This window comes from Aquitalea sp. USM4, assembly GCF_004328945.1.
Classification (GTDB): domain Bacteria; phylum Pseudomonadota; class Gammaproteobacteria; order Burkholderiales; family Chromobacteriaceae; genus Aquitalea; species Aquitalea pelogenes.
Window position 1 is genome coordinate 3,172,152 of sequence record NZ_CP029539.1, and the last position, 25,105, is coordinate 3,197,256.

Sequence of the window (25,105 nt, forward strand, 5' to 3'; positions counted from 1 at the left end):
ATTTGGCTATAGCTCAGGAACGCGAAGCACGGATCAACGGCGAGATTACCGCTCGCGAGATTCGTCTGGTAGGCATGGAAGGTGAGCAGATTGGTGTTGTCAGTCTGCGTGAAGCAATGGCGCTGGCCGAGGAAAATGATGTGGATCTGGTGGAAATTTCCCCGACTGCTCAGCCTCCGGTCTGCAAGCTGATGGACTACGGCAAGTTCAAGTACGAACAGTCGAAGAAGCGTCACGAAGCCAAGCTCAAGCAAAAGCAGGTCCAGATCAAGGAAATCAAGTTCCGTCCGGGCACTGACGATGGTGATTACAACGTCAAGCTGCGTAACCTGATCCGTTTCCTTAATGATGGCGACAAGGCCAAGATCACCCTGCGTTTCCGTGGTCGTGAAATGGCTCACCAGGACATCGGCCTGGCATTGCTCAAGCGTGTTGAAGCCGATTTGGCTGAAATTGCGACAGTCGAGCAATTCCCCAAGCTGGAAGGTCGTCAAATGGTGATGATGATTGCCCCGAAAAAGAAATAATCGGGTATAATCATTTTCTCAATACGGCAGGGTCTACCCTGCCGTGTTGATTTTGTAGGGCGGTAACGCCCTGCGCAAAAGCGTGACGCAGTGGTTTCAAGTACCTTCGGGTCACCCTGTGTCTAATCTAACTCAGAAATTCTGCAGGAGTTTTCCATGCCGAAAATGAAGACCAAGTCGAGCGCGAAAAAGCGTCTCAACGTGCTGGGCAATGGCGGTGTAAAGCGCTCTTATGCGTTCAAGCGTCACATCCTGACCAAGAAAACCACCAAGAACAAGCGCCAGTTGCGCGGTACCACCATGGTACACGCCACCAACATGGCTTCTGTTCGCGCCATGATGCCCTACGCATAAGGAGACTGAATAATGCCACGCGTTAAACGCGGTGTAACCGCACGTGCTCGTCACAAGAAAATCCTTGCCCTGGCGAAAGGCTATCGCGGCCGTCGCAAGAACGTCTATCGCATCGCCAAACAGGCGGTGATGAAAGCCGGTCAATATGCATACCGCGACCGTCGTCAGAAAAAGCGTCAGTTCCGCCAGCTGTGGATTGCCCGTATCAACGCCGCTGCGCGTGAAAACGGTCTGCCGTACAGCAAGTTCATGAACGGCCTGAAAAAAGCTGCCATCGAAATCGACCGTAAGGTCCTGGCCGACTTGGCCGTGTTCGACAAGGCTGCCTTTGCTCAGATCGTTGAAAAGGCGAAAGCTAGCCTCGCTTGATAGCAAGACTGTAAAAGGGGAGGCTGATGCCTCCCTTTTTTTTCATTTGCCTGTAGTAAACATGTTGCAAGAGCGTTGACCAGACTGCCATGAGTGTGGTCAGCCTTTTTGTTCCGGTCTGCCGGTTGGTGCAGGGTGCCGCTGATGTCATGCAACGGTTGCCACATCGCTGGCCGATGGGCCGGAAAGACGCATACGGTGTGAGACCCAATGACTAACGTTGACGCGATTCTCCAAGCTGGTCTGGCTGCCGTCGAGGCAGTGTCCGACCTCATCGAACTGGAGCAGGTCAAGGCGCGCTATCTCGGCAAGAGCGGCGAGCTGACCGAACTCCTCAAACAATTGGGCAAGCTTCCTCCCGAGGAGCGCAAGGCTGCCGGTGCCACCATCAATGTGGCCAAGCAGGCTTTCGAAACCGCCCACAATGCCCGCCGTGACCTGATCAATGCGCAGAAGCTGGAAGCCCAGCTGGCAGCCGAGTCGCTGGATGTGACCCTGCCGGGCCGTGGCTTGTCCACTGGCGGCCTGCACCCGGTGGCGCTGACACTGGAGCGTATTGCCACCCTGTTCCGTTCCATGGGTTTCCAGGTGGCGGACGGTCCGGAAATCGAAACCGACTTCCACAACTTCCAGGCACTGAACATTCCGGAAAACCACCCGGCCCGCGCCATGGCCGATACCTTCTATGTAGAAGGTGGTGATGTGCTGCGTACCCATACCAGCCCGATCCAGGTGCGTTACATGCTGAACAACGAGCCGCCGATCAAGATCGTGGCTCCCGGTCGTGTGTATCGCGTGGATTCCGATGCCACCCATTCGCCGATGTTCCACCAGATGGAAGGCCTGTGGGTGGAAGAGGGCGTGTCCTTTGCCGACCTCAAGGCGGTGGTGACTGATTTCCTGCGCCGCTTCTTCGAGCGTGACGACCTGCAAGTGCGTTTTCGTCCGTCCTTTTTCCCCTTCACCGAGCCGTCCGCCGAAATCGATGTGCTGGGCGAGCGTGGCTGGCTGGAAGTGGGCGGCTGCGGCATGGTGCACCCCAATGTGCTGCGCAATGTGAATATCGATCCGGAAAAGTACAGCGGTTTTGCCTTTGGCATCGGTCTGGACCGTTTCGCCATGCTGCGTTACGGCGTGAATGACCTGCGACTGTTCTTTGAGAACGATCTCAACTTCCTCAAACAGTTCAATTAAGCGCAGGCAGGGATAAACAATGCAATTCTCCGAACAATGGCTGAGAAACTGGGTTAATCCTTCCCTTTCCAGCGAGGAACTGTCCTATTTGCTGACCATGGCGGGTCTGGAAGTGGAAGAAACCACTGCCGCTGCGCCGGCGTTTACCGGTGTGGTGATTGGCGAGGTCAAGGAGTGCGTCAAGCACGAAAACGCTGACCGCCTGCGCGTGACCAAGGTGGATGTCGGTACTGGCGAACTGGTGCAGATTGTTTGTGGCGCACCGAACGTGGCCGTGGGTGTGCGCGTACCGTGCGCACTGCCGGGCGCGGTATTGCCGGGCGACTTCAAGATCAAGCCCACCAAGATGCGTGGCGTAGAATCCGGCGGCATGCTGTGCTCCGGCAAGGAGCTGGGCGTACCGGAAGATGTGGATGGCCTGATGCTGCTGCCGGCTGATGCGCCTGTAGGCCAGAACATCCGCGATTATCTGGGTCTGGATGATCAGCTGTTCACGCTGAAAATTACCCCCAATCGTGCTGACTGCTTGTCGATCAAGGGTATCGCCCGTGAAGTGGCTGCCCTGACCGGTGCTGCACTGCAGCCGCAAGCCATCAGCGCCGTTGCGCCGCAAATTGACGATGTGGTGCCGGTTGCCATCGCCGCCCCGCAAGCCTGCGGTCGCTATATCGGCCGCGTGATTCGCAATGTCAACGCCGCTGCGCCGACCCCGGACTGGATGAAGCGCCGTCTGGAGCGTTCCGGTCTGCGTTCCATTTCAGCCATCGTTGACGTCACCAATTACGTGCTGCTGGAACAAGGTCAGCCGATGCACGCCTTTGATCTGGCCAAGCTGAACGGTGGTATCACCGTGCGCATGGCCAAGGCTGGCGAGCAACTGCTGTGCCTGAACGAGAAAACCGTCACTCTTGCCGAAGACAATCTGGTAATTGCCGATGACGCCAAGGTGCTGGCCATTGCCGGCATCATGGGTGGCGAGGAAAGCGGTGTTACCACTGCCAGCACTGACATCATGCTGGAAAGTGCCTTCTTTGCCCCGGCAGCCATTGCCGGCAAGGCCCGCGCCTGGGGTTTCGGTTCCGACTCTTCCTTCCGCTTCGAGCGTGGCGTGGATTTCGAATTGCAACGCGACGCCATGGAGCGCGCCACCGAACTGGTGCTGTCCATCTGTGGTGGCGAAGCCGGCCCGCTCAACGAGCAAGTTGCCGAGCTGCCTGTCCGCAAAGGCGTGAAAGTCCGCACTGCACGCGTAGCACGTCTGCTGGGCATCACCCTGTCTGCCGAGCAGATCGCCACCATCCTCACCCGTCTGGGTCTGGCTTTCGATACCCTGGAAGACGGTTTCCTGGTGCATGCACCTTCCTTCCGCTACGACATCGAGATCGAAGAAGACCTGATCGAAGAAGTGGCCCGCGTACATGGTTACGATGCCATTCCCTACGAAGCACCGGCTGCTCGCTTGCGCATGCTGGCGTTGCCGGAAGAACGTCGCCCGCGTGAAGACATCCGCCATTTCCTGGCTGGTCGTGACTATCAGGAAGTGGTCAGCTACGCCTTTGTCGAGGAAGCCTGGGAGCGTGACTTTGCCGGCAATGCCGACCCGGTACGCCTGATCAACCCGATTGCCTCGCAAATGAGCATGATGCGCTCGTCGCTGATTGGCGGTCTGGTCAATGTGCTGCAAGGCAACCTCAACCGCAAACAGCCGCGCGTGCGGGTGTTTGAAGTCGCCCGTGTATTCGGCAAGAATGCTGCCGGCAAGGCCGACGAAACCACCCAGCCGGAAAAAGTGGCCGGTTTGGCATGGGGCCCGCGTGTTGCCGAGCAATGGGGTGCCAAGGCCGAGCGCATCGATTTTTACGATGTGAAAGCCGATGTGGAGGCCCTGCTGCTGCCGGCGCAAGCCAGCTTTGCCAAAGCCACTCATCCTGCCTTCCATCCTGGCCGTTGTGCTGAAATCAGCCTGAATGGCAAGGTAATTGGCGTGATGGGCGAGCTGCATCCCAAGTGGGCGCAGCAGTATGGCCTGCCAACGCCACCGGTACTGTTTGAGCTGGACCTGGCCGCTGTCGAACAGCGCAATGCCATCAAGGCCCAGCCGGTCAGCAAATTGCAGCCGGTACGCCGTGATCTGGCGCTGGTGGTTGACGAGCAGGTAACGGTTGCTGCTATGCTGAACACTTTCCGTCAGCATGCGTCCGCGCTGGTGAAGGAAGTTGCCTTGTTTGATGTCTATCGTGGCAAGGGTGTGGAAGAGGGCAAGAAGAGCCTGGCTTTCCGCGTGGTGTTGCAGGATGATGCCCGCACCCTGACCGACGAAGATGTCGAGCCAGCCATCCAGAAGCTGCTGGATGCCGTGGCTGCCAGCCATGCGGCACAGCTGCGACTGTAAGCCATTATTGCCGGAAGGCGTGGCATAATGTCCGCCTTCCATATTTGCATTCAAGAAGTTAAGGGGTAGTCATGACTTTGACCAAGGCTGAGTTGGCCGACCTGTTGTTTGACCAGGTAGGTCTGAACAAGCGTGAAGCCAAGGACATGGTTGAAACGTTTTTCGAGGAAATCCGTATCGCACTGGAAGCTGGCGATTCGGTAAAGCTGTCCGGATTTGGCAATTTCCAGCTGCGTGACAAGCCGCAACGTCCGGGCCGCAATCCCAAGACCGGGGAAGAGATTCCCATCACGGCACGCCGCGTGGTGACCTTCCACGCCAGTCAGAAACTCAAAGGAATGGTTGAGCAATACCATGCTAACAAGCAAGGCTGATTTGCCGGCAATCCCGTCCAAGCGCTACTTCACCATTAGCGAAGTGAGCGAACTGACCGGGGTGAAGCCGCATGTGCTGCGTTACTGGGAGCAGGAATTCTCCCAGTTACGCCTGGTCAAGCGTCGTGGCAACCGTCGCTATTACCAGCACCACGAGGTATTGCTGGTGCGGCGTATTCGCGGCTTGCTTTACGATGACGGTTTCACCATTCAGGGTGCGCGCCAGCGCCTGGGTGCGGGCGGAGAAATGGAGCGCCCGATTACCGCTCAGGAAGTCCGTACCGAATTGGAAGCCATTCTGAATTGGTTGGATTCAGGTGTTGGCAAAAACTAAATAAACAGTTACAATGTGTTTCTCTTGAGTCGGGGTGTAGCGCAGCCTGGTAGCGCACCTGCATGGGGTGCAGGGGGTCGGAAGTTCGAATCTTCTCACCCCGACCACAAGAACAAAAGCAGCACACACTCATTAAAGCCACCAAATCATGGTGGCTTTTTTGTTGCCTGTAATAATGTACTGCCTGTCATTGGTCATTCACCATTGGATACAAAAACGAAAGCCACCCGAAGTCGGGTGGCTCTTTTCATGGGCGTTCAGCCAATAGCCCGCGGCAAGATTATTGATTCAGTCCTGGCCATCCCCATCAAATATTTTCCGGATACTGGTCAGCCAATCTGGCTGGTATGTTCAGCCGGATCAGAGTGCGCTCTTGATCTTTTGCCAAACGGTCTTTTCTTTGTTTACCTTGCAGTATTCATCTACATCCGGGCGAACTTTTTCAACATTGGCAATCACTTCAGCGGCGCTGACCTTGCCATTTTTATGTTTGCTGATTTCGTAGCCAATAATGACCGGTTTGTCGGTTTCCTTGAGCACGAGATATTCGTTGCAGGTAATGGTGTATTTGCCACTCGGCTTGCTGCCAGAGGCATTATGTTTGCTTGCATTGCCAGATGCAGCGGCAAATGCAGAACTGCCCATCAATGCGACCATGATCATGATTTTCAGTTTTGCAGACATGCTTGATTCCTTGGGAGTTGATTCCCGAAAAATGAAAGTGCTTCGGGTTTGGCTATCCTCCAGTGATGCATTTTTCCGGTCAAGGCAAGCTGCTATGGATATTTTGTTTCTATCTGATGAGTTTTCCTGCTCGCGCCAAGATTAATCAGTGGGTATGGTAATAAGACATCCATATATTTGAATTCATTGCCATTATTTGTATGGAATCAGCAGCGTGATGTGCGTGGTTTGATGGCGTGCCTGCTGCTTTGGCTACTACGGGGTACGGAGGTGACATCAGCAGCAAGCGCAGTGGATGGATTATCCACCCAAAACCGGGCCGGCCTTGATGACGGCCTGAGTACGGCTGCTGACTTCCAGCTTGCGCAAGATGGCCGATACATGTGCCTTGACGGTACTTTCCGCAATATTCAATTCAATCGCCACAATCTTGTTGGGTTTGCCAGCAATGATGGCATCCAGTACGCAACGCTCCTGCTTCGTCAGGCTGGCAATGCGGCTGCGCATGGCTTGTTGTTCCACGGACAGGGGCAATGGAGTGAGGCTGTTGGTGTCGTGCCCGGCCAATTGTGCTGGCTGGTAGATTTCCCCGTCTTCGGCAATGCGTCGTACTGCATCCGCCATTTGCTGCCGTGGCGTGGATTTGGGAATGAAACCACACACGCCCAGTTGCAAGGCGGCGGCGACCACTTCGCTGCGTTCATCCGCCGACACGATCACCAGCGGCACCACCGGTGCGCTTTCCCGTAACAGGGCTATGCCTTGCAGCCCGTGCATGCCCGGCATGTTAAGGTCCAACAGTGCGAGCTCAAGCGTGTCATCATGAATGGCGGCCTGGACTTCTGCCAGTGATGTGCACTCGATCAACTGCACCGAACGGCCAAATGCATCCAGCACAACATCTTTCAATGCTTCACGAAACAGTGGATGATCATCGGCGATCAGAATACTCATTTCCATCACGACCCCAACTTGTGAGTAAAGCTGCCTGATTCGGCCAGCGAACAAGACTATAGCCTGAAATGCACAATGCTGGCAGCATGGCCTTGGCGACGGGAGCGTATTGCATTCTGTTGAGCTGCGACCTCTTGCCCTTGCCAGCCAGTGGATGCCGGCTAGAGCGGCGGGTGAGGCCGGCACGCCAGAATGTATGGCCGGTATGGCTGTGCAAACGCTGTCTGCCATACAGCCTGCCAGTGTTGGTGATGGCTGACCATGCAACAAAAGTAGAAGCCAGCGCAGACTGGCTGACACAGAACAGGGTTGCCCAGCCATCTGCGCAGCCCGGTGGAGACAAGATGAAGCAGTCTTCGGTACTGCTGGGTAGCACCCAGCAGCAAGAGCCGGCGCAAGCCGCGGCAGAATTGTTCGAGCAGCTGCATCAGCCATCACTGGCCCTGGTGCTGTTGTTCATCTCCCCAGCCTACGACCTTTCCTTGCTGGCCCCTGCCTTGCAGCAGCATTTCGGCGCTGCCCTGGTTGTCGGCTGTACCACGGCAGGCGAGATCGGCTGCCATGGCTATCAGCAGGGCAGTATCAGCGGAGTCAGTTTTGCCGAGCCGGACTTCTTTGCCGTTGCAGCCAGACTGGAGCGGCTGCATGACTTCGAACTGGCGGATGCCTTTGAAGCGGTGATGACGGCCCGGCATGAGCTGGCGCGCAAGAGCGGTTGTGCGATTGATCGCAACAGTTTTGCCCTGATGCTGATAGATGGCCTCGCGGCATGTGAGGAGCGGGTGGCCAGCAGGCTTTCTTCTGCGCTGGGGCATATCCCGCTCTTGGGTGGGTCGGCCGGTGACAATATGCGCTTCGAAAATACCGCAATATTGCTGGATGGTCGTTTCCACACCCAGGCAGCCGCCTTTGTCATGGTGGCCAGTCGGCATCCGTTCGAAATGTTCAAGTCCGAGCACGCTGCGCGCAGCGGTGAACGCATGGTGATCACCGAGGCTGATGCCGATAGCCGGCTGGTTACCGAGATCAATGCGGAGCCGGCAGCAGTAGAGTACTGTCGCACCCTGGGCCTGGACCCCGAGCAACTGGATGCCAATACCTTTGCCGCGCATCCACTGGTGCTGCAAGTGGGTGGCGTGCCGTATGTGCGCTCCATCCAGCGGGTGAACCCGGATTTGTCCTTGTCCTTCTTTTGCAGTGTGGATGAGGGCGTGGTGCTGTCGGGCACGCAGGCGCAGGACCTGGTGGCCAGCCTGGACCAGACCTTTGCCCGGGTACGCAGCCAGCTGGGGCCATTGCAGGTGGTGCTGGGATGTGACTGCGTATTGCGCCGCATCATGATCAGCAATACCGCTGCACAAAGCCGGCTCTCCAGCCTGCTGGTGCAGAACCGGGTCGTGGGCTTCAATACCTATGGCGAGCAGTTCAATGCCATGCATGTCAACCAGACCTTCACCGGCATCGCCATCGGCTATGCCGGACATCAGGGCGCGCTGCATCAGGGGTAATCATGGAACCGGCTGTCGATCTCTCCCGGGCAGATTCAGCCACGCTGCTGCAATACGTCGAGCAGCTGGAAAAGGACAATGCCAAACTGCGCAAGATCAATAACGCATTGATTTACCGCGTGGAAAGCGGCATGGCCGACAATGGCAATTCCTTTACCATTTTCCAGGTGTCTGCCGAGCTGGAAAAGCGCATCCAGGAGCGTACTCACGCGCTGGAACGCGCCATCAACGACCTGAAGACCAGCAATATCGCACTGGAAGAGGCGCGGCTGGCGGCAGAGCAGGCCAATAACCGTCTGGGCGTGGCGGTGGACACCATTGCCGACGGCTTTGCCCAGTGGGACCAGCACGACCGCCTGGTACGCTTCAACCAGCGCATTGTCGAATTGCTGCCGGTACTGCGCGGGCATGTCCGCACCGGCATGCACTTTGCCGAATATCTGGATCATCTGGCCGAATCCGGCGCCGTGCTGGACGCCATGGGCCAGGCCGATGCATGGCGCGCATTGCGTCGCAACCAGCACCACGACTGCAACGGCAGTTATCTGGAGCCATTGAGCGATGGTCGCTGTCTGCGCATCAGTGAACGGGCGACGGCCGATGGTGGCCGGGTAGCCATTTATACCGACATCAGCGAAATCAAACGCCAGGAACAACTGCTGCGTCAGCAAGACCAGGCAGCACACCGCCAATTGCTGGCTGCCACCGTCAACAGTCTTCGTCAGGGGATTGCCGTATTCGACCAGCATTCACAGCTGCTGGCCTGGAATCATCGTTTTTGCGAACTGGCAGGTTTGCACCCGGCCACGCTGTCCATTGGCCATGCCTTGCCGGAAGATGCCGAAATTCCGCTGCTTTGTCCGATCAGTGGCAGTTACGAGGTAGAGACTTGCCACGGACTGGTGCTGGAAATCGAATCCTGCCCGATGCCCAATGCCGGCTTCGTGATTACCTGCAGCGATGTCACCGCGCGCAAGCATGACGAACGGGCGCTGCGTGAAAGCGAATCCAAGCTCAGGCTGATTACCGACGCCTTGCCGGCATTGATTTCCTATGTCGACAAAGACCAGGTTTACCGCTTTACCAACAAGGGCTATGAGGACTGGTTTGGCAAACCGGTCAACGAGATCAACGGCCATACCCTGCGTGAAGTGCTGGGGCCTGACTTGTACGACCCGCGCCGCCATTTTGTCGAGCAGGCACTGGCTGGTGTTTCCTCCGTCTTTGAACTCAAGATGCCTGCACCCAAGCGTTCGGTCGAATATGCCCAGGCGGCATTCATACCGCACATTGGCGAAGATGGCGCGGTACATGGCTTTTACGCGCTGATCCAGGACATCACCCAAACCCGTCGCGCCGAACAGGTACTGCAACAAGCCAAGGAAGAGCTGGAACAGAGCGTGATGGCACGCACTGTTGAATTACGTGATGCCAATACCCAGTTACGCGCCGCCATTGTGGCTGCAGAAGAAGCCAATCTCAGTAAAACCCGGTTTTTTGCCGCCGCCAGCCACGACCTGTTGCAACCGCTGAATGCAGCGCGCCTGTTTGTGGCCAGCCTGGCGGAGCGCGAGGGCAATGCGGACAGCATGCGGCTGGCACAGCATGCCGCCAGCTCGCTGGAAGCCGTGGACGACCTGATCAACACCCTGCTGGAACTGTCCCGCATTGATGCCGGTGCCTTGCAAATCACCCCCAGCCACTTTCATCTGGACCAGTTGCTGCGTCAGCTGAGCATCGAGTTCAGCCCGCTGGTGGCAGAGCGGGGCCTGAAACTGCGTTGCCATCCCTTGCCGGTGGTGGTGCACAGCGACTGGGTGCTGCTGGGGCGCATCTTGCGCAACTTCCTCAGCAATGCCCTGCGCTATAGCGAGCAAGGCAGTTTGCTGCTGGGGGCCCGCCGGGTGCGCGACGGCGTGCTGGTGGGCGTGTGGGATCAGGGGCAGGGTATTCCGGCCGGCAAATTGTCGCTGGTGTTCGAGGAATTCCAGCGGCTGGCCGAGCACAGTGGCATGTGCAGCAAGGGCCTGGGCCTGGGGCTGGCCATCGTCAAACGCCTGGCCACCCGCCTGCAGCACCGGCTGGTGGTGCAGTCACACTATGGGCGCGGCTCATTCTTCGGCATTGTCCTGCCCTATGGTCAGGCCGAGGCTGCCAGCCTGTTTCCGCGCCAGCAAGAGCGTGTCACTTCGCCGGGTCCATCCGAACTGCAGGGCCTGTCCGTGCTGCTGATTGATAACGAACCGGCCATCCTGGCCGGCATGAGTACCTTGCTGTCCGGCTGGGGTTGCCTGCCGCTGGTGGCGGCCAACACCGCGCAGGCCGTGTCCTTGCTTGACCAGCTCAGCCGTCCGCCCGACGTGATTCTGGCGGACTATCACCTGGACAACGAAGAACGTGGCCCGCAAGCCATACTGGCCTTGTACGCAGCCCTAGGGCAGCGCATACCTGCGGCCATCATCACCGCGGACAGAACGCCGGAAGTTGCTGCAGAGATTGCGGCAGAAAGCTGGGCCATCCTGACCAAACCGGTACGTCCGGCACGACTGCGTGCACTGATCGGTCATCTGGGGCGGCTGGCGCAGTCCGGTGCTGACTGACCTGACTGCCGGGGCAGAGCCCGGGTTTCTAAGACCAAAGTCGAATAGAGAAGGGCGAGACAATTTCGCACAATGACCTGGCTGCCGGTAGATACGCCGGCACCCCGATTCTAATAGCCAGGAGGCAACGTCATGTATCAGCAAGCACTCGCCGCAATCAGCAAGAAAATTCCGCTGAAATCCCGCTACGAAAACTTCATCGGTGGCCGCTGGGTGGCCCCGGTTCAAGGCCAGTACTTCACCAACATCAGCCCGATTGACGGCAAGCCGCTGTGTGACATTGCCCGCTCTAGCGCTGCTGATATCGAACTGGCGCTGGATGCTGCACATGCCGCTGCCGACCGTTGGGGTCGCACTGCGCCGGCCGTGCGCGCCAATGTGCTGCTGAAAATTGCCGACCGCCTGGAAGAATACCTGCCGTTCCTGGCGCTGGTGGAAACCCTGGACAACGGCAAGCCCATCCGTGAAACCAATGCTGCCGACCTGCCGCTGGCAGTCGACCACTTCCGCTATTTCGCCTCCTGCCTGCGTGCGCAGGAGGGCTCGCTGTCCGAGATCGACGACGACACCGTGGCCTATCATTTCCATGAGCCGCTGGGCGTGGTCGGACAGATCATCCCGTGGAACTTCCCCCTGCTGATGGCCGCGTGGAAGCTGGCTCCGGCACTGGCTGCCGGTAACTGCATCGTGCTCAAGCCGGCCGAACAAACCCCGATGGCCATTCTGGTGCTGATGGAAGTGATTGCCGACCTGTTGCCGGATGGCGTGCTGAACGTAGTGAACGGCTTTGGTGTGGAAGCCGGCAAACCGCTGGCCACCAACCCGCGTATCGCCAAAGTGGCCTTTACCGGCGAAACCGGCACCGGCCGCCTGATCATGCAGTACGCTGCCGAAAACATCATTCCGGTGACGCTGGAACTAGGTGGCAAGTCGCCCAATATCTTCTTCGAAGACATCATGCGCGAAGACGATGACTTCTTTGACAAGGCACTGGAAGGCTTCGCCATGTTTGCCCTGAACCAAGGTGAAGTATGTACCTGCCCGTCGCGTGTGCTGGTGCAGGAATCCATCTACGATGCCTTCATGGAACGCGCCGTGGCCCGCGTCAAGACCATCAAGCAGGGCAATCCGCTGGACATGTCCACCATGATCGGTGCGCAGGCTTCGCGTGAGCAGCTGGACAAGATCCTGTCCTACATCGACATCGGTCGTGCCGAAGGTGCCCAGGTGCTGACTGGTGGTGGTCAGGCCAATCTGGGTGGTGCGCTGTCCGAGGGCTTCTATGTGCAGCCGACCATCCTGGCCGGCCACAACAAGATGCGTGTATTCCAGGAAGAAATCTTTGGCCCGGTTGTTGCCGTGACTTCCTTCAAGGACAAGGAAGAAGCCCTGCACATTGCCAATGACAGCGCCTTTGGCCTGGGAGCCGGTGTCTGGACCCGTGACGGTAACACCGCCTACCGTATGGGCCGCGAGATCAAGGCCGGTCGTGTCTGGACCAACTGCTACCACCTCTACCCGGCACATGCTGCCTTTGGTGGTTACAAGAAGTCCGGTATCGGCCGTGAAACCCACAAGATGATGCTCGATCACTACCAGCAAACCAAGAACCTGCTGGTGAGCTACAGCCCGAAAGCTTTGGGCTTCTTCTAAGCGGCGGGTTTCCTCCGCCAGGGGCCGACGGTGTGGTGCGCTGTGCTGCACCGTCGGTTTGCAAACTGTCCATCTCACGGTCATCACCTGTAACTGGTGGTGACCGTGTGCAAGCAGCGGTCCTCCTTGGGGGTGGCGCGAGCCGCTCTCGCTTTGGCGCCGCCGGTTTTTCACAAAGGGGTGACATGATTTCCCGCGTCAACATGACAGAGCGTGCTGCGGAACTATTGTCGGTGTTGTGCCAACGCCATGGTTCCTTGCTGTTCCATCAGTCTGGTGGGTGTTGTGATGGCAGTGCGCCACTGTGTTTTACCCAGCAGGAATTCCGTGTTGGCGATCATGACATCCTGCTGGGCGAAATCGGCGGCTGCCCTTTTTACATCAGCGAATTCCTGTACGGTTATTGGCAGAACTGCCAACTTACCATCGATGCCCTGCCCGGACGCAGCAGCAGCTTTTCGCTGGAAGGGAGTGAAGGCATGCGCTTTGTCACCCTGTCGCGATTGTTCAGCGACGAAGAACTGGCGGAACTCGCCCAGCAATAAAGTCAGCCAGGCGGCTTGGCAGACTCAGGCTGGTCCAGTCATCCACTGCAAACATGCAGACAAAACAAAACCCCCGGTCGGGGGTTTTTGCATTTCTGCTCAGGAAAAATCCTTTGCCGGTCTTGTCTGCCATTAAAATGACCGCAGTTTCAGGAGGCGTCCAGATAGTCGTAGCCGGCCCAGTCCAGTGCGTAACCGTTCCCATGGCGCTTGAGGTTGACGGGCTTGAGCAGGCCGTGCTGCTGCATATAGCGCAGATGTTCCTGGATGATGCTCTCGTTGACCTCATTCCCCATCTCGCGGCGCATGGCAGTCATGATCTGCTGTTCATCCAGATACTGAACCTGACGTGTGCGCAGGATGCGCAATATACGGAAAATCAATAATTCGTTGCGAGGCATTGGTGTATATCATGTTGCAGCGATCTTTCATTTATCTGACATTTTTATTGCCTTCGTCAAGAAAGATGACAGATATGTTTCATACAGGAGTATTCAATGGCAACACAACGACCCGATTCCCCATGCATTGCACGCTGTACAACTGCGGTTGGTGACAATGTTTGTCGGGGATGTGGCCGTAGCTTTGCCGAAATTTCCAACTGGTGCTTCATGGATGGCACCGAGCGCGAGCAAGTATGGCAAACCCTGCCACAGCGCATGCCCTTGCTGGAAATTGCCGAGCGTCTGGGCGTGCTGCTGGACTTGCAAGTGCAGGATGGTCAGGAGTGGGGCGTATTGCGACTGGATGGCCGTATCCTGATGCTGCGGATGAGTGCGGGGCAACTACAGTTGCGTCTGCCGGACGGGCGAGGTTTGCCTCTTGGTCTGGAGCAAGGGCTGGACGGGGTATTGGCGCAACTTTCCCAGTATGTTGCATTAGCAAATTAGCATTAAAAGGAAGACTGACGGATGGCTCAGGATAGTTCACTGCCCGCATTTTGGGATCAGCGCTACGAGCAAGGCGTAACGCCATGGGAGGGTGCTGCTGGCGATGAGCAGATGCGGCAGTTTTTTGCCGGGCTGGAACCTGACAGCAAGGTACTGCTGCCTGGCTGTGGCAGTGCGGCCGACGTCCCCTGGCTATTGTCGGCAGGCATGCAGGTGGATGCGATTGATTTCAGCCACGAGGCGGTCAAGCGTGCGCGTCAGGCTTTGCTGGGCAGTACCGCGCGGTTGTGGCAGGCCGATTTCTTTGCCCTGCAAGCCGATGCACACTATGACGCCATTTTCGAGCGTGCTTTCTTGTGTGCCTTGCCGCCCAGGCTGTGGGAGAGCTATACCCATAAGGTCAGCCAACTGTTGCGAACCGGAGGTTTTCTGGCAGGGGTGTTTTTTCTGGCAGACAAGCCCAAAGGCCCGCCCTACGGAACCAGCCTGGCGGATTTGCACCAGCGGCTGGATCCATCCTTCAGCTTGCTGACTTGCCAGCCCGTGGCTGCGGCCATACCTGTTTTCGCCGGGAAAGAGTACTGGATGGTGTGGCAGAGGCTGGCAAACTGAGTTTGCTTGCTGCCAAATTGATCAATTTTTGTGTTGATAGTTTTCAATTGTTTTGGTGCGAATGGTAATGCTTCTTGATTGCTATCAGGTTTATCCTAAATTTGATTGGTTAATTCACTAAATTCGGGTAAAAATGTAGCGCCCGCTTTAAACATATAACAAGCAATAGCAGCAGGTTGTAAGGAGAGAGCATGGAGTGGTTCTGGCGCGTCTATACCCTGATCGAGAAAACATTTTTCTTTACCCTGACCCGGAAGCTGTGCAGTTTCTTTGTTCTGAGTCTGTTCCAGCTGATCATGGTGGTTTACGTCTATCTGGTGCTGACTGGCATTCGCAGCCAGCTAGCCGGTTCTGGTATCAATGCGACCAATCTGGCGCAGATACAGTCCAGTATTGATGGCGCCATTTTCTGGTCATCGGCACTGTGGCTGGCCGGCTTCGTCTTCATCAGTTTCATGGTCTGGTATTTGCGCTATCTGATTGTGCGTCCGCTCAAGATGATTATCGGCATTTTCAATGAGATAGGTGCTGGTGAGGGTGATTTGTCACGGGATATTCCCACCGTCACGCATGACGAAATCCGCGAAGTTTCGATTTCCTATAACCGCTTCCAGCTGAAAATGCGCGAAATCATCAGCAATGTACGCCTGATGACAGTACGCATTGCCATGGATTCGGCACGTACCCGCAAGAATGTCAGCGAATCGCTGGGCAGTGCAGTACGCCAGGACGAGTTTGCCACCCGGGTGCGCGATGCCAGTGACCAGACTACTACCGGCATCAATCAGGTTACCGGGCAGACGCAATCCATTTCAGCTTCCACCTTGTCCAATCTGGATGTGGCTCGCGAGTCGTATGACGAACTGAAAACCGTGGCGGACCGCATTTACGACATCAGTCAGAAGGTGGGACATTTCAACCAGACGGTTGAAGACCTGAGTCAGCGTTCGGCCAGTATCAAAACCATTGTTGACCTGATCAAGGATATTTCCGATCAAACCAATCTGCTGGCACTGAATGCCGCCATCGAAGCTGCGCGTGCAGGTGAAACCGGCCGTGGTTTTGCCGTGGTTGCCGATGAAGTGCGCAAACTCGCGGAAAAGGTGAAGAACGCCACCGATGAGATTTCCAGCAATATTGATGGCATGCTGGGCCTGGTTTCCGATACCCAGGTTGAAACCAATGAAATCACCACGGACACACACAAGGCACGCGAGGTGGTATCACGTGCCTCGCAACATTTCGGCCGCATGATGGGCGATTTTGAAACCACGGCCAGCAGCCTGACCCAGATTGCCGGCACCATGGAAGATTTTGCCGAAACCAACCGGCAGGTGAATCGCCATGTATCAGAGATTCATGGCCTGGGCCAGTTGGTGACAGAGCGACTGAATCATACCGAGCATGTGGCAGACGAACTGTCCGGTGTGGCAGAGCAAGTGCAGGAAATGGTGTCGCGCTTCATCATCGGCGAAGGCGAGTTTGACCGCATGATCAGCCTCGCGCGCAAGCAGCGTGATGTGCTGCAGGATATTCTGCAGCAACAGCTGAAGTCCGGTGTCGATGTCTTTGACAAGCGCTACCAGCAGATTCCCGGCAGCAAGCCGCCCAAATACCATACTGCTTACGACGAAAAGCTGGCAGGCCTGGTGCAACCGCATTACGACGCCTTGGTGCGAGATGTAGTCGGCGGGCGTTTCTGCTTGCTGGTGGATGGCAATGGCTATGCCCCGACGCATAACAGCTGGTATAGCCAGGCTGTGACGGGTGATGAAGAGAAAGACCTGATCAACAGCCGTGACAAACGGATTTTCTCGGACCCGGCAGGGCTGAAATCGGCGCACAACACCCAGCCCTTCCTGCTGCACACCTATATGCGTGATACCGGTGAAATCCTGTCCGAACTGACCTTGCCGGTTTATCTGGATGGGCGTCACTGGGGCGCATTGCGGCTGGGGTTTGATCCCAGCAGCTTGCTGGAAGCGGCTGGTTTGAAGAGCAAGAACAAGCGCTGAATCAGCGTGCAGCAAAAAAAAGAGGCCTTTTGAGGCCTCTTTTCACTTGTTTGCCGATGCGTGGCATCAATCCAGCTGTGATGTGCAGCAGGGGCAGCGGGTGGCCTTCAGGGGTACGCTGGACAGGCAGTAGCGGCACTCCTTGGTGGCGGGTGCGGCCGGTGCTTCTGCCGGTGCTTCGCGTTTGAGCCTGTTGATTGCCTTGACCAGCATGAAGATGGCAAAGGCGACAATGGTAAAGCTGACCAGAGAGTTGATGAACAAGCCGATATTCATGGTGACGGCACCAGCCTGTTTGGCGGCGGCGACCGAGGCATAAGGTCCGGCCTGTTTGACGCCTTCCTTGAGAACCAGGAACAGATTGGCAAAATCGACATTCCCGACCAGAAGACCGATAGGCGGCATGATTACGTCATCAACCAGCGATTTGACGATGGAACCAAAAGCACCACCAATCACCACACCGACGGCCAGATCGATTACATTACCTTTAACGGCAAATTCCTTGAATTCCTTCAGAATGGACATGGCTGATCCTTTAGTTTTTGTTTAATACAGTGTTAACCAAACACTAGTTTAGCATGAATATGCTGGTATGTTGTGTGGCATATTCTTGCACCATCATTGACCGATCTGTCAAAGCACAAAGAAAATACAGGAATCATGGCGGAGTCAAAACAAAAAGCCCACTTTATATAAAGTGGGCTTTTGCTTGAATAAGGTGGCTCCCCGAGCAGGGCTCGAACCTGCGACCTGCGGATTAACAGTCCGTCGCTCTACCGACTGAGCTATCAGGGAATTGAATGCATTGCTGGGTGGCTCCCCGAGCAGGGCTCGAACCTGCGACCTGCGGATTAACAGTCCGTCGCTCTACCGACTGAGCTATCAGGGAATAACCGGGCAATGCTGATCAATGGTGTCTTGTGGCTCCCCGAGCAGGGCTCGAACCTGCGACCTGCGGATTAACAGTCCGTCGCTCTACCGACTGAGCTATCAGGGAACATCAAGAGAGTGCGAACTATACCGATGAGAGCCAGGCGTGTCAACGGTTTGGCCGTCGAATATTACACATTCCATGCAGCTTGTTTCTTGCTGTTGGCTAAGTGTATGAAGGCAAAAGAATATCCTGTTGTTGATGCTGGTGGTCAAGCATGAGGCTGGCAGAACAGGGCCGGAAAAAGTAGAATTCCTGACTAATTTGGTGTGCTAATTACAGGTGTTGCAAGATGAACAAGTCGTGGCAAGTTTGGGTAGATGATAATCGCGGGTGTGTTGGCCAGGATGGCCTGCTGCAATTTCCGGATTTGTTCGGGCAGGTTGCTGCGGTCCGCTCAGGCAATGCACTTGCAGTACTGGATGGTTTTGCCCTGATCCGTCTGGAAGGCGAAGATGCCGAATCATTCCTGCAAGGACAATTGTCCGGTGATATTCGTGAGGTAGGCGAAGAGGCGCGCTTCACCACCTATTCCACGGCCAAAGGACGCATGCTGGCCAGTTTCCTGGCCTGGCAGCTGCAAGGCAGCTATTACCTGATGGTTTCAGCGGATATTTGCCAAGCCATTGCCAAACGTCTGACCATGTTTGTCATGCGCTCCAAGGTCAAGGTTACGGTGCTCAATGGCGCTGATGCCTGTTTGCTCGGTGTACGCGGTGCGCAATTGGAGGCCGTCATTGCGCAGTATTATGCGAAACCGGCAGCAAGCCCGCTTGCCGTGCAGGAACAAAATGGTGATGTGGCCATTGCATTGCCAGGCGGTGGTTTCATTCTTAATTTGACGGCTGATTCGCCATTGGCAGCGCAGCTTGTAGCCGAAAAAGCAACAGCAGTATCGTCACAAGCCTGGGGTATTCGGGATATAGACGCGGGCATTGCCTGGGTGACACTGGCAACGCAAGAGCAATTTGTTCCGCAAATGGCGAATATGGATTTGATTGGTGCTGTCAGCTTCAAGAAGGGTTGTTATCCGGGGCAGGAAATCGTTGCGCGTACCCAATATCTGGGTAAAGTAAAACGGCGTTTATTCAAGGCAAGCCTGGCAGTTAGCGCGCGAGCCGGCGACAAGCTATTCAGTCCGGAACTGCCGGAACAATCAATTGGTATGGTTGCCGCAGTTTGTCCGGTGAATGAAGTGCAGCAAGAAGCGCTGGTGGTTGTGCAGACAGTTTGCTGGGGGAAGGGGATTTATCTGGAAGCCGAATACCAGCATCGCCTGGAATGTCTGACATTGCCTTATCCTATTCAGGATGAATAAATACTGGCTTTGTTTACAGAAATTTAGCACTTCTGCCTTGACGTTTCTGTCTGCTTTTGGCTAAATTGAAACTGTTGTGGTCAAACTGAATAATAAGGGCGGAAAATGGACATTAGCACTCTGAGTTTTACCGAGCTGGTTGCTTTGAAAAGCGACGTTGAAAATGAAATCAAGCGTCGCGAATCGGAAGAAAAAACCAAAGCCAAAAAGCAGATCATCGAACTGGCCAAGGCTTATGGCCTGAGCGTTGAAGAAGTGCTGGGCAAAGTAGGTGGCGCCGTGCGCAAGCCGGTTGAAGCCAAGTACCGTCACCCGGAAAATGCCGACCTGACCTGGACTGGCCGCGGTCGCAAGCCGGTATGGGTACAGGAGCTGCTGACTGCTGGCAAAACGCTTGAAGATCTGGCCATCTGATGTAACATGGCCTGCCAAGTGGCTGTTCCAAAGCGCCTGCATGGGCGCTTTTTGTTTTTGCATGCAAGTTCTTCTTGCCCAATCGGCTCCGTGTATAAATACTGATAACAATCTACACCGCAACGGCAGTCTATCTTGCGGCTTCCCGTTACCTTGATCGCCCGAAAGCTACGACATGTTGGACTTTTTCTCCCGAGGCACCAAGAGCAAGTCAGATCCGTTGGCCAATGCTGCCGCTGCCAAGGCTTATGCCGATGCACTCAAGCAGGAATACGGCGCTGCTGCTCACGAGAAAATGACCGAGATGCTGGCCGAGGTGAATGCCCAATCAAGTCGGGTGACGGCCGATTTACTGGATGCGGTGTTGACGCTCAATCTGGAAATACAGCCACTGCACGATAATCTGTGTACACAGTATTTCCTCAACTCCCGCATGCCCAAGGTATTGGAAGGTCAGCTGCGGGCCCAGATACTGTCTTTTGGCAAGGAATTGCTGGATTTTTACCAGCGCGCACTGTCATTTGATGTCGATGTCCAGCAGGAGGAGCGCCTGCGTGCCATGCTGCCTTTGGTGCTGGTGCGCATGATGCATTATTTTGGCGAATTCGCCCGCTGGCAGTATTTGCGGCATTTCAGTCCTGATGATGTGTTCTGGTTAAATGTAAATCAGCTGTACCGTTTCGCTGAGAAAATGCGGGTTGATTCCACGCCTGTTTTTCTATTCGGCGAGGAAAGTCCGGGTACGACAGTACAGGATCAGTATCTGATCATGCTGATGCTGTCCTTGCTCAGTAGCGGTAATCTCACCCAGCGCCAATTCAATTTTTCCTATCATATTCTTTGCCTGGTCTCCAATCGCATGTCGCTGCACCCTGAATATGCAGAGGATGCCAGTTTTGCGGTTGTGCTGAATGAGGCAAAGCCCGCCATGCGCCCATTGGGGGATATGGCTGGCGACGCTGCGCGTTACTGGTCGACGGCAGACATGGTGGAAATCATCCATGGCTGGGCAACCGTGATGGAAGGTGGCCGTTTGCCGCCCGAGCTCAAGCCCCTGATCGAACCCGGCATTGATGCAGGCCTGCTGCGCATGTTGTGCCGTGAATGGGCTGCGCAACCGGTACGCTTTGAGCGGGCAGAGCGCACGGCGGTGACCAATCGCAATCTTGAGGTAGCGCACCGTCTGTCTTTGTTGCATCGCCTGATTCGCCAGCCGGATGAGGCCAGTCAGGTGCAAACCCGTCAGGCCGACACCGACAGTTTTGACGACGCGGCAAATATCCGCATTTACGGTTTTGTCACCAGTCGCAAGCGTGATCGCAGCACGCTGGCACTGGCGCCGCTGTCCGGCGATGCTGCGGTACCTGCAGCACAGGCACGCGACGAGTTCTTGCGCTGGTCGGTGGATAATGTCAGCCAGACAGGCCTTGGCGTCACTCTGGATGCGCTGGGAAATGAATGGGTCAGCCTGGGTGGCCTGGTGGGTTATCGCGATGTGGACAGCAACAACTGGAGCCTGGGCCTGATCCGCCGCGTCAAGCGTGCCAATCAGCGCGAGCGTATTTACCTGGGCCTGGAGACGCTCTCCAGCCGTCCGGTCGCAGCGTCCCTTCGTCCGGTGGACAGCAAGCTGATCGACCCCACTTTGCCGCAGGAAATGGTGTGGTTGTCCGGTCACATTTCCTTGTTTGTTCCTTTTGATCGTGGTGGACGGCGCATCAACGCACTGATCATGCCGATTTCCTGCTATACCCTTGGCAAGCAATACTATATGACGGCCCGCGGCAAGCATTTCCAGATTGCCTTGGGCAAGGTGCTGGAAAAGGGGAGTGACTGGTGTCTGGCCGAAATCGAACTGGTGAAGGCGCTGGAAAAGCTGCCAATCGTCATGTAATGCCTGTCTTGCTGGATCACAACAAAAAAAGCCGGAGATTGTCTCCGGCTTTTTTATTACTCAGGCGCGGTCAGCGCAGTTCGTTAATCACCGCGTAAATCGGGGTGAGGACGGCCTCGCCCATGCGCAGGCTGCGTTGGCCATTCCAGCCGTAGTCGTCGTCAGGCAGGTTGGCATTGTCCTTGAACGGCATTTCCAGGGTAAAGGCGAGGCACTTGAAGTTTTCCCCTACCCAGTTGGTGGCCAGGCTGAGGTTGGCGCTGCCCGGGGCGTCCTTTTCGTAACCCACTTCATCCTGGAAGTCGGGGTTGGCCACCATCAGGTAGTGTTTGAACTTTTCTTCCAGCTGGCGGATGGTATCCGTATAAGAGGGCACGCCTTCAGTGCCGGCGACAAACACATAAGGCAGCGACTCGTCGCCGTGAATATCCAGGAACAGGTCAACGCCGGTTTCCAGCATCTTGTTGCGCACCAGCTGCACTTCCGGGCTCTTTTCCGCCGAAGGCTCCAGCCATTCGCGGTTCAGGTTGGCACCGGCGGCATTGGTACGCAGATTGCCCAAAATGGAACCGTCCGGGTTCATGTTGGGCACGACATAAAATGTTGCCTTGTCCAGCAGCGCACGCGAGGTGGCATCCAGCGGGTCGAGCAGACGGTTGAGGAAACCTTCGACAAACCATTCCGCCATGGTTTCGCCCGGGTGCTGGCGGGCGGTGATCCAGATTTTCAGGTCGGATTCAACCTCGTGGCCGATGGTCAGCAGATTGATGTCACGGCCCTGCACGGTGAAGCCAAGATCGTGGATCTGGCACAGGCCCGAGCCTTGTGCCTGGCCCAGCAGGTTCAGGTGCTGCTCGTGCGAATAGGGTTCGAAGTAGGCGTAGTACACGCTGTTGGCCAGCGGCACGTGCTCTACCGTCATCACCTGGCCATCATACTGCGCCGGTACGCGGAACCAGTTGATGCGGTCGTAGGAGGCCATCAGCTGGTAATTGGTCCAGCCTTCCGGGTAGGCGCACTCACCGGCATTCAGAAAGCGCAGGGTACAAGCCTGGTAGGCAGCACCTTGCAAGCGGAAATAGAACCACTGGGCAAAGTCCGCGGCATTGTCATGGGGGATCCGCAGCTGAATGTCGTCGAAACTCTCCATCGAAACGATTTCGATACTGCCTGCGTCAAAGTTGCTGCTGATTTTCATGCGTTGAACCTGTCGTCTTTGCCGGAACTCAAAAGAGGAATTGTAAACCCGCCGCGCTGGCTGTGCATCAGACAATAGAAAAAACCCCGCCTTGGCGGGGTTTTGACTGGATATCAGCGTACTCAGGCGCGCTTGGTAGCAGTTTTCACAGCGTCGGCAGTGGCGCTGCTGGCAGCCTTGATGCTGCTGTCGGTGAATTCGGCAACCTGTTGGGCAGCCTTGCTGAAGCTGTTAACGGCGGCGGCGGCAGCAGCCAGCGAAGTCTTGACGGCGTTCAGGGCATTGTCCGAACCTGCGGGTGCGTTTTTGGCGGCACCTTCCAGAGCGGTGATCAGGTTCTTGTTGAAGCTGCCCAGGTTTTCTTCTGCCAGTTTGGACAGTTCGCTTTGTGCAGCGGATACGATTTCGTAAACGTTGCGGGAGTTGGCAACTGCCTTGTCCACGGATTGGGTGGCCAGTTGGTTGATTTGCTTCAGGGCTTCCTGGGCATCAGTGGCGCCGGCCAGAGCCTTGGCAACCTTGACGTTTTCTTCCAGGGTTTGCTTGGAGGCTTCCAGGTTCAGCTTGACCAGGCGCTCGGCGCTGTCCAGGGAGATTTGTGCTACACGCAGGGCCGCTTCAAAGCCGGACAGGGAGACTTTGCTCAGTTGATCGTTAGTATTGAACATGTAATTACCCTCATCATTAGATTTCGTGGAAAAGACCGACAAGCTCTGTATTGATTGTATCTATTTTTATATTGCACTGCACAATGCAGGCGGAATGTAGCATGGTCCGTGCAAGGACGGTAGAAGTTTTGCTCTAGCTTGTTGTATTTATGATAAATTGCGGGTGCACAACACCAACGACAATAATCCGGGAGTGTTACATGAGTGTTGAAAAAAGGGTCATCAAGAAGTACCCGAACCGTCGCCTGTATGACACGGCGACCAGTTCCTACATCACTTTGGGAGACGTAAAGCAGCTGGTGCTCGAGAACGTGGATATCCAGGTTGTCGACGCCAAGACGCAGGATGACATCACCCGCAGCGTGCTGCTGCAAATCATCCTGGAGGAAGAAAACGGCGGCATGCCCATGTTCAGCTATGAAGTGCTGACCCAGTTCATCCGCTTTTATGGTCAGGCCATGCAGGGCATGATGGGCCCGTTCCTGGAAAAGAACCTGCAACTGTTTGGTCAGATGCAGCAGAAATTGCAGGAACAAACCCGTGCACTGTACGGCGACAAGGCGGTGTTCAATTCCACCATGTGGGGGGAGTTCATGAAGCTGCAGGGCCCTGCCATGCAGAACGTGATGTCCAGCTATATGGAGCAGAGCACCGGCATGTTCCTGGAAATGCAGAACCGCATGCAAGAGCAAACCAAGCAGCTGTTCAGCGGCTTTGGTTTCCCCGGCTATGTACCGCCGGGCAAGGACGATACTGACAAGTCCTGATGTCAGCGTCCGTCACAACCCGCGTGAGTGCGGGTTTTTTTGTGTCTGCGTTCCTGCTGCTCACCGGTTGTGGTGGCCCCCGTGATATGACGGAAGAGCAACTGGCCGAGCTGGTGCAGGATGTGTATGTGCGTGTGGCCGATCACCCGCTGGTGCTGCCACGCGTTGCTGTGGGTAGTCAGTATGCAGGAGGGCAGAGCTTTTCTCTGGGTACGGGTAAGGCAGAAGCTATCGCAGCCGATGCCGCGCGGCAGCGCCTGCGCGATGCCAGTGCAGCTGCTGCCGCGCTGGAGCTGCCGCAGTTGCGCATCCGCATCAGGAATTATGGCTGGGAAGAGGACATTCCCCAGTCGCAGGTGTTTTGTAGCCAGTTGCGGCGGCAATGGTCGCGTGCACTGTGTAACAACGCTTCGCCGGAGCTGATACAGGCACTGCCAGTTAATGGATTCAGCCTGCTGGCCTGGCCGCTTGCGCCGGAGGCGCGTGCAAGCGTCTGGAGTGCGGATTGCCCGCCCGCCGGGCAGCCACTGCCGGATCTACCGGGCGACGGTCAGGCAAGCATACTGTGCTGGCTTGCAACTTCGAGCAAGGAACGCCCGCTGTTTCACGCGGTGGTCCGTATTGATGGGGCCTTGGCTGCCACCTGGGTGGTATGGCCCGAAGCGGAGACGGGTGAAACTGCGGCTGCCAAGGCGCAGCGTGAAGGGCAGGCAATTATTGCCCTGGTACAGCTGGGCATGGGGCCAGCGGAGGATTTCGCCCGCCTGCATCAGCGCATGTGCCAATTGCGGCGTCCGGCAGTCACGGATTCGTCGGATCGCCCGGATTGCCCATGACCGCGCTTTACCCGGCCTGAATTAACACAGCCCCTGTCCACGTGGTGTGGGCAGGGGCTGTGTTGTTTCAG

The 25,105-nt window shown here is 56.3% G+C and carries 25 protein-coding genes and 4 tRNA genes; 20 read left to right on the forward strand and 9 right to left on the reverse strand.

The window, feature by feature from the left end; all coding sequences use genetic code 11:
- The first annotated feature begins 2 nt into the window (after positions 1-2).
- The 8 genes from infC (at position 3) to DKK66_RS14650 (ending at position 5,651) form a co-directional block, all read left to right on the forward strand.
- Positions 3-527 (forward strand): translation initiation factor IF-3, encoded by a 525-nt coding sequence (gene infC, locus DKK66_RS14615; protein WP_082086295.1) that lies wholly within the window; start codon positions 3-5, stop codon positions 525-527.
- 156 nt (positions 528-683) lie between these two features.
- Positions 684-881: a 50S ribosomal protein L35 gene (gene rpmI, locus DKK66_RS14620; protein WP_045845173.1), complete on the forward strand. Its 198-nt coding sequence runs from the start codon at positions 684-686 to the stop codon at positions 879-881.
- Between the two features lie 12 nt (positions 882-893).
- Positions 894-1,250, forward strand: a complete 357-nt coding sequence (gene rplT, locus DKK66_RS14625; protein ID WP_045845172.1) for a 50S ribosomal protein L20 — start codon at positions 894-896, stop codon at positions 1,248-1,250.
- Between the two features lie 210 nt (positions 1,251-1,460).
- Entirely contained in the window at positions 1,461-2,444 is a 984-nt protein-coding gene (gene pheS, locus DKK66_RS14630; RefSeq protein ID WP_045845171.1) for a phenylalanine--tRNA ligase subunit alpha, read from the forward strand.
- Between the two features lie 19 nt (positions 2,445-2,463).
- Positions 2,464-4,836, forward strand: a complete 2,373-nt coding sequence (gene pheT, locus DKK66_RS14635; protein WP_131359316.1) for a phenylalanine--tRNA ligase subunit beta — start codon at positions 2,464-2,466, stop codon at positions 4,834-4,836.
- Between the two features lie 71 nt (positions 4,837-4,907).
- A complete protein-coding gene (locus DKK66_RS14640; protein ID WP_045845169.1) occupies positions 4,908-5,210 on the forward strand; it encodes an integration host factor subunit alpha in 303 nt (100 codons plus the stop codon).
- Entirely contained in the window at positions 5,191-5,544 is a 354-nt protein-coding gene (locus DKK66_RS14645; protein WP_045845168.1) for a MerR family transcriptional regulator, read from the forward strand. Before DKK66_RS14640 ends, DKK66_RS14645 begins: the two co-directional genes overlap by 20 nt.
- 30 nt (positions 5,545-5,574) lie before the next feature.
- A tRNA-Pro gene (locus DKK66_RS14650) sits at positions 5,575-5,651 on the forward strand.
- Between the two features lie 253 nt (positions 5,652-5,904).
- Here DKK66_RS14650 and DKK66_RS14655 read toward each other — a convergent pair.
- Both DKK66_RS14655 and DKK66_RS14660 read right to left on the reverse strand, forming a co-directional pair.
- The gene (locus tag DKK66_RS14655; protein ID WP_131359318.1) at positions 5,905-6,228 is read right to left on the reverse strand and encodes an HdeA/HdeB family chaperone; all 324 of its coding nucleotides are present in this window, start codon (positions 6,226-6,228) and stop codon (positions 5,905-5,907) included.
- A 300-nt stretch (positions 6,229-6,528) separates the two neighbouring features.
- Entirely contained in the window at positions 6,529-7,182 is a 654-nt protein-coding gene (locus DKK66_RS14660) for a response regulator transcription factor (RefSeq protein ID WP_231588788.1), read from the reverse strand.
- 344 nt (positions 7,183-7,526) lie between these two features.
- Between DKK66_RS14660 and nosP the strand changes: the two genes are divergently transcribed.
- From nosP to DKK66_RS14680, 4 genes are all read left to right on the forward strand, one after another.
- Positions 7,527-8,690: a nitric oxide-sensing protein NosP gene (gene nosP / locus DKK66_RS14665; RefSeq protein ID WP_131359320.1), complete on the forward strand. Its 1,164-nt coding sequence runs from the start codon at positions 7,527-7,529 to the stop codon at positions 8,688-8,690.
- Between the two features lie 2 nt (positions 8,691-8,692).
- Entirely contained in the window at positions 8,693-11,290 is a 2,598-nt protein-coding gene (locus tag DKK66_RS14670; protein ID WP_131359323.1) for a PAS domain-containing hybrid sensor histidine kinase/response regulator, read from the forward strand.
- Between the two features lie 132 nt (positions 11,291-11,422).
- Positions 11,423-12,943 carry an aldehyde dehydrogenase gene (gene adh, locus DKK66_RS14675; RefSeq protein WP_131359325.1) on the forward strand — a complete coding sequence of 507 codons (1,521 nt, stop codon included), beginning with the start codon at positions 11,423-11,425 and terminating at the stop codon, positions 12,941-12,943.
- Positions 12,944-13,128: 185 nt separating this feature from the next.
- The gene (locus DKK66_RS14680) at positions 13,129-13,488 is read left to right on the forward strand and encodes a DUF779 domain-containing protein (RefSeq protein WP_045845163.1); all 360 of its coding nucleotides are present in this window, start codon (positions 13,129-13,131) and stop codon (positions 13,486-13,488) included.
- A 149-nt stretch (positions 13,489-13,637) separates the two neighbouring features.
- Here the strand turns inward: DKK66_RS14680 and DKK66_RS14685 are convergent, their stop codons facing one another.
- Positions 13,638-13,889 carry a hypothetical protein gene (locus DKK66_RS14685; protein ID WP_045845162.1) on the reverse strand — a complete coding sequence of 84 codons (252 nt, stop codon included), beginning with the start codon at positions 13,887-13,889 and terminating at the stop codon, positions 13,638-13,640.
- Between the two features lie 96 nt (positions 13,890-13,985).
- On the opposite strand from DKK66_RS14685, the gene DKK66_RS14690 reads away from it, so the two are divergent.
- The 3 genes from DKK66_RS14690 to DKK66_RS14700 all read left to right on the forward strand — a co-directional run bounded on the left by DKK66_RS14690 (position 13,986) and on the right by DKK66_RS14700 (position 17,005).
- Positions 13,986-14,378, forward strand: a complete 393-nt coding sequence (locus DKK66_RS14690; protein WP_082695993.1) for a DUF1289 domain-containing protein — start codon at positions 13,986-13,988, stop codon at positions 14,376-14,378.
- Between the two features lie 21 nt (positions 14,379-14,399).
- A complete protein-coding gene (locus DKK66_RS14695; RefSeq protein WP_131359327.1) occupies positions 14,400-14,990 on the forward strand; it encodes a methyltransferase domain-containing protein in 591 nt (196 codons plus the stop codon).
- 191 nt (positions 14,991-15,181) lie between these two features.
- A complete protein-coding gene (locus DKK66_RS14700; protein WP_131359329.1) occupies positions 15,182-17,005 on the forward strand; it encodes a methyl-accepting chemotaxis protein in 1,824 nt (607 codons plus the stop codon).
- A 66-nt stretch (positions 17,006-17,071) separates the two neighbouring features.
- Here DKK66_RS14700 and mscL read toward each other — a convergent pair whose 3' ends face one another.
- The 4 genes from mscL to DKK66_RS14720 form a co-directional block, all read right to left on the reverse strand.
- On the reverse strand, positions 17,072-17,533 hold the full coding sequence (gene mscL / locus DKK66_RS14705) for a large conductance mechanosensitive channel protein MscL (protein ID WP_045845158.1): 462 nt from the start codon (positions 17,531-17,533) through the stop codon (positions 17,072-17,074).
- A 194-nt stretch (positions 17,534-17,727) separates the two neighbouring features.
- A tRNA-Asn gene (locus DKK66_RS14710) sits at positions 17,728-17,803 on the reverse strand.
- 18 nt (positions 17,804-17,821) lie between these two features.
- A tRNA-Asn gene (locus DKK66_RS14715) sits at positions 17,822-17,897 on the reverse strand.
- Positions 17,898-17,929: 32 nt separating this feature from the next.
- Positions 17,930-18,005 (reverse strand) — tRNA-Asn (locus tag DKK66_RS14720).
- 226 nt (positions 18,006-18,231) lie between these two features.
- On the opposite strand from DKK66_RS14720, the gene DKK66_RS14725 reads away from it, so the two are divergent.
- The 3 genes from DKK66_RS14725 (at position 18,232) to DKK66_RS14735 (ending at position 21,565) form a co-directional block, all read left to right on the forward strand.
- Positions 18,232-19,257: a folate-binding protein YgfZ gene (locus tag DKK66_RS14725; RefSeq protein WP_131359331.1), complete on the forward strand. Its 1,026-nt coding sequence runs from the start codon at positions 18,232-18,234 to the stop codon at positions 19,255-19,257.
- 105 nt (positions 19,258-19,362) lie between these two features.
- Positions 19,363-19,671 (forward strand): H-NS family nucleoid-associated regulatory protein, encoded by a 309-nt coding sequence (locus tag DKK66_RS14730; RefSeq protein ID WP_131359332.1) that lies wholly within the window; start codon positions 19,363-19,365, stop codon positions 19,669-19,671.
- Between the two features lie 175 nt (positions 19,672-19,846).
- Entirely contained in the window at positions 19,847-21,565 is a 1,719-nt protein-coding gene (locus DKK66_RS14735) for a hypothetical protein (protein WP_131359334.1), read from the forward strand.
- Between the two features lie 70 nt (positions 21,566-21,635).
- Here DKK66_RS14735 and DKK66_RS14740 read toward each other — a convergent pair whose 3' ends face one another.
- Both DKK66_RS14740 and DKK66_RS14745 read right to left on the reverse strand, forming a co-directional pair.
- Complete coding sequence (locus tag DKK66_RS14740) at positions 21,636-22,763, reverse strand: M14-type cytosolic carboxypeptidase (RefSeq protein WP_045845154.1); 1,128 nt, start codon at positions 22,761-22,763, stop codon at positions 21,636-21,638.
- Positions 22,764-22,885: 122 nt separating this feature from the next.
- Complete coding sequence (locus tag DKK66_RS14745; protein ID WP_045845153.1) at positions 22,886-23,431, reverse strand: phasin family protein; 546 nt, start codon at positions 23,429-23,431, stop codon at positions 22,886-22,888.
- A gap of 200 nt (positions 23,432-23,631) precedes the next feature.
- On the opposite strand from DKK66_RS14745, the gene phaR reads away from it, so the two are divergent.
- Complete coding sequence (gene phaR / locus DKK66_RS14750) at positions 23,632-24,198, forward strand: polyhydroxyalkanoate synthesis repressor PhaR (RefSeq protein ID WP_045845152.1); 567 nt, start codon at positions 23,632-23,634, stop codon at positions 24,196-24,198.
- A gap of 86 nt (positions 24,199-24,284) precedes the next feature.
- On the forward strand, positions 24,285-25,034 hold the full coding sequence (locus DKK66_RS14755; RefSeq protein WP_131359336.1) for a hypothetical protein: 750 nt from the start codon (positions 24,285-24,287) through the stop codon (positions 25,032-25,034).
- The last annotated feature ends 71 nt before the right edge of the window (positions 25,035-25,105 follow it).

Excerpts from the sequence above, each read along its gene's own strand:
- nosP (WP_131359320.1), top strand. The coding sequence starts at position 7,527 with ATGAAGCAGTCTTCGGTACTGCTGGGTAGCACCCAGCAGCAAGAGCCG.
- DKK66_RS14660 (WP_231588788.1), bottom strand. The coding sequence starts at position 7,182 with ATGAGTATTCTGATCGCCGATGATCATCCACTGTTTCGTGAAGCATTG.
- DKK66_RS14685 (WP_045845162.1), bottom strand. The coding sequence starts at position 13,889 with ATGCCTCGCAACGAATTATTGATTTTCCGTATATTGCGCATCCTGCGC.
- DKK66_RS14680 (WP_045845163.1), top strand. The coding sequence starts at position 13,129 with ATGATTTCCCGCGTCAACATGACAGAGCGTGCTGCGGAACTATTGTCG.
- DKK66_RS14725 (WP_131359331.1), top strand. The coding sequence starts at position 18,232 with ATGAACAAGTCGTGGCAAGTTTGGGTAGATGATAATCGCGGGTGTGTT.
- DKK66_RS14755 (WP_131359336.1), top strand. The coding sequence starts at position 24,285 with ATGACGGAAGAGCAACTGGCCGAGCTGGTGCAGGATGTGTATGTGCGT.
- pheS (WP_045845171.1), top strand. The coding sequence starts at position 1,461 with ATGACTAACGTTGACGCGATTCTCCAAGCTGGTCTGGCTGCCGTCGAG.
- DKK66_RS14640 (WP_045845169.1), top strand. The coding sequence starts at position 4,908 with ATGACTTTGACCAAGGCTGAGTTGGCCGACCTGTTGTTTGACCAGGTA.
- phaR (WP_045845152.1), top strand. The coding sequence starts at position 23,632 with ATGAGTGTTGAAAAAAGGGTCATCAAGAAGTACCCGAACCGTCGCCTG.
- rplT (WP_045845172.1), top strand. The coding sequence starts at position 894 with ATGCCACGCGTTAAACGCGGTGTAACCGCACGTGCTCGTCACAAGAAA.
- adh (WP_131359325.1), top strand. The coding sequence starts at position 11,423 with ATGTATCAGCAAGCACTCGCCGCAATCAGCAAGAAAATTCCGCTGAAA.
- DKK66_RS14745 (WP_045845153.1), bottom strand. The coding sequence starts at position 23,431 with ATGTTCAATACTAACGATCAACTGAGCAAAGTCTCCCTGTCCGGCTTT.
- DKK66_RS14695 (WP_131359327.1), top strand. The coding sequence starts at position 14,400 with ATGGCTCAGGATAGTTCACTGCCCGCATTTTGGGATCAGCGCTACGAG.
- DKK66_RS14700 (WP_131359329.1), top strand. The coding sequence starts at position 15,182 with ATGGAGTGGTTCTGGCGCGTCTATACCCTGATCGAGAAAACATTTTTC.
- DKK66_RS14735 (WP_131359334.1), top strand. The coding sequence starts at position 19,847 with ATGTTGGACTTTTTCTCCCGAGGCACCAAGAGCAAGTCAGATCCGTTG.
- DKK66_RS14645 (WP_045845168.1), top strand. The coding sequence starts at position 5,191 with ATGCTAACAAGCAAGGCTGATTTGCCGGCAATCCCGTCCAAGCGCTAC.
- DKK66_RS14740 (WP_045845154.1), bottom strand. The coding sequence starts at position 22,763 with ATGAAAATCAGCAGCAACTTTGACGCAGGCAGTATCGAAATCGTTTCG.
- DKK66_RS14655 (WP_131359318.1), bottom strand. The coding sequence starts at position 6,228 with ATGTCTGCAAAACTGAAAATCATGATCATGGTCGCATTGATGGGCAGT.
- pheT (WP_131359316.1), top strand. The coding sequence starts at position 2,464 with ATGCAATTCTCCGAACAATGGCTGAGAAACTGGGTTAATCCTTCCCTT.
- DKK66_RS14730 (WP_131359332.1), top strand. The coding sequence starts at position 19,363 with ATGGACATTAGCACTCTGAGTTTTACCGAGCTGGTTGCTTTGAAAAGC.
- mscL (WP_045845158.1), bottom strand. The coding sequence starts at position 17,533 with ATGTCCATTCTGAAGGAATTCAAGGAATTTGCCGTTAAAGGTAATGTA.
- DKK66_RS14670 (WP_131359323.1), top strand. The coding sequence starts at position 8,693 with ATGGAACCGGCTGTCGATCTCTCCCGGGCAGATTCAGCCACGCTGCTG.
- rpmI (WP_045845173.1), top strand. The coding sequence starts at position 684 with ATGCCGAAAATGAAGACCAAGTCGAGCGCGAAAAAGCGTCTCAACGTG.
- DKK66_RS14690 (WP_082695993.1), top strand. The coding sequence starts at position 13,986 with ATGGCAACACAACGACCCGATTCCCCATGCATTGCACGCTGTACAACT.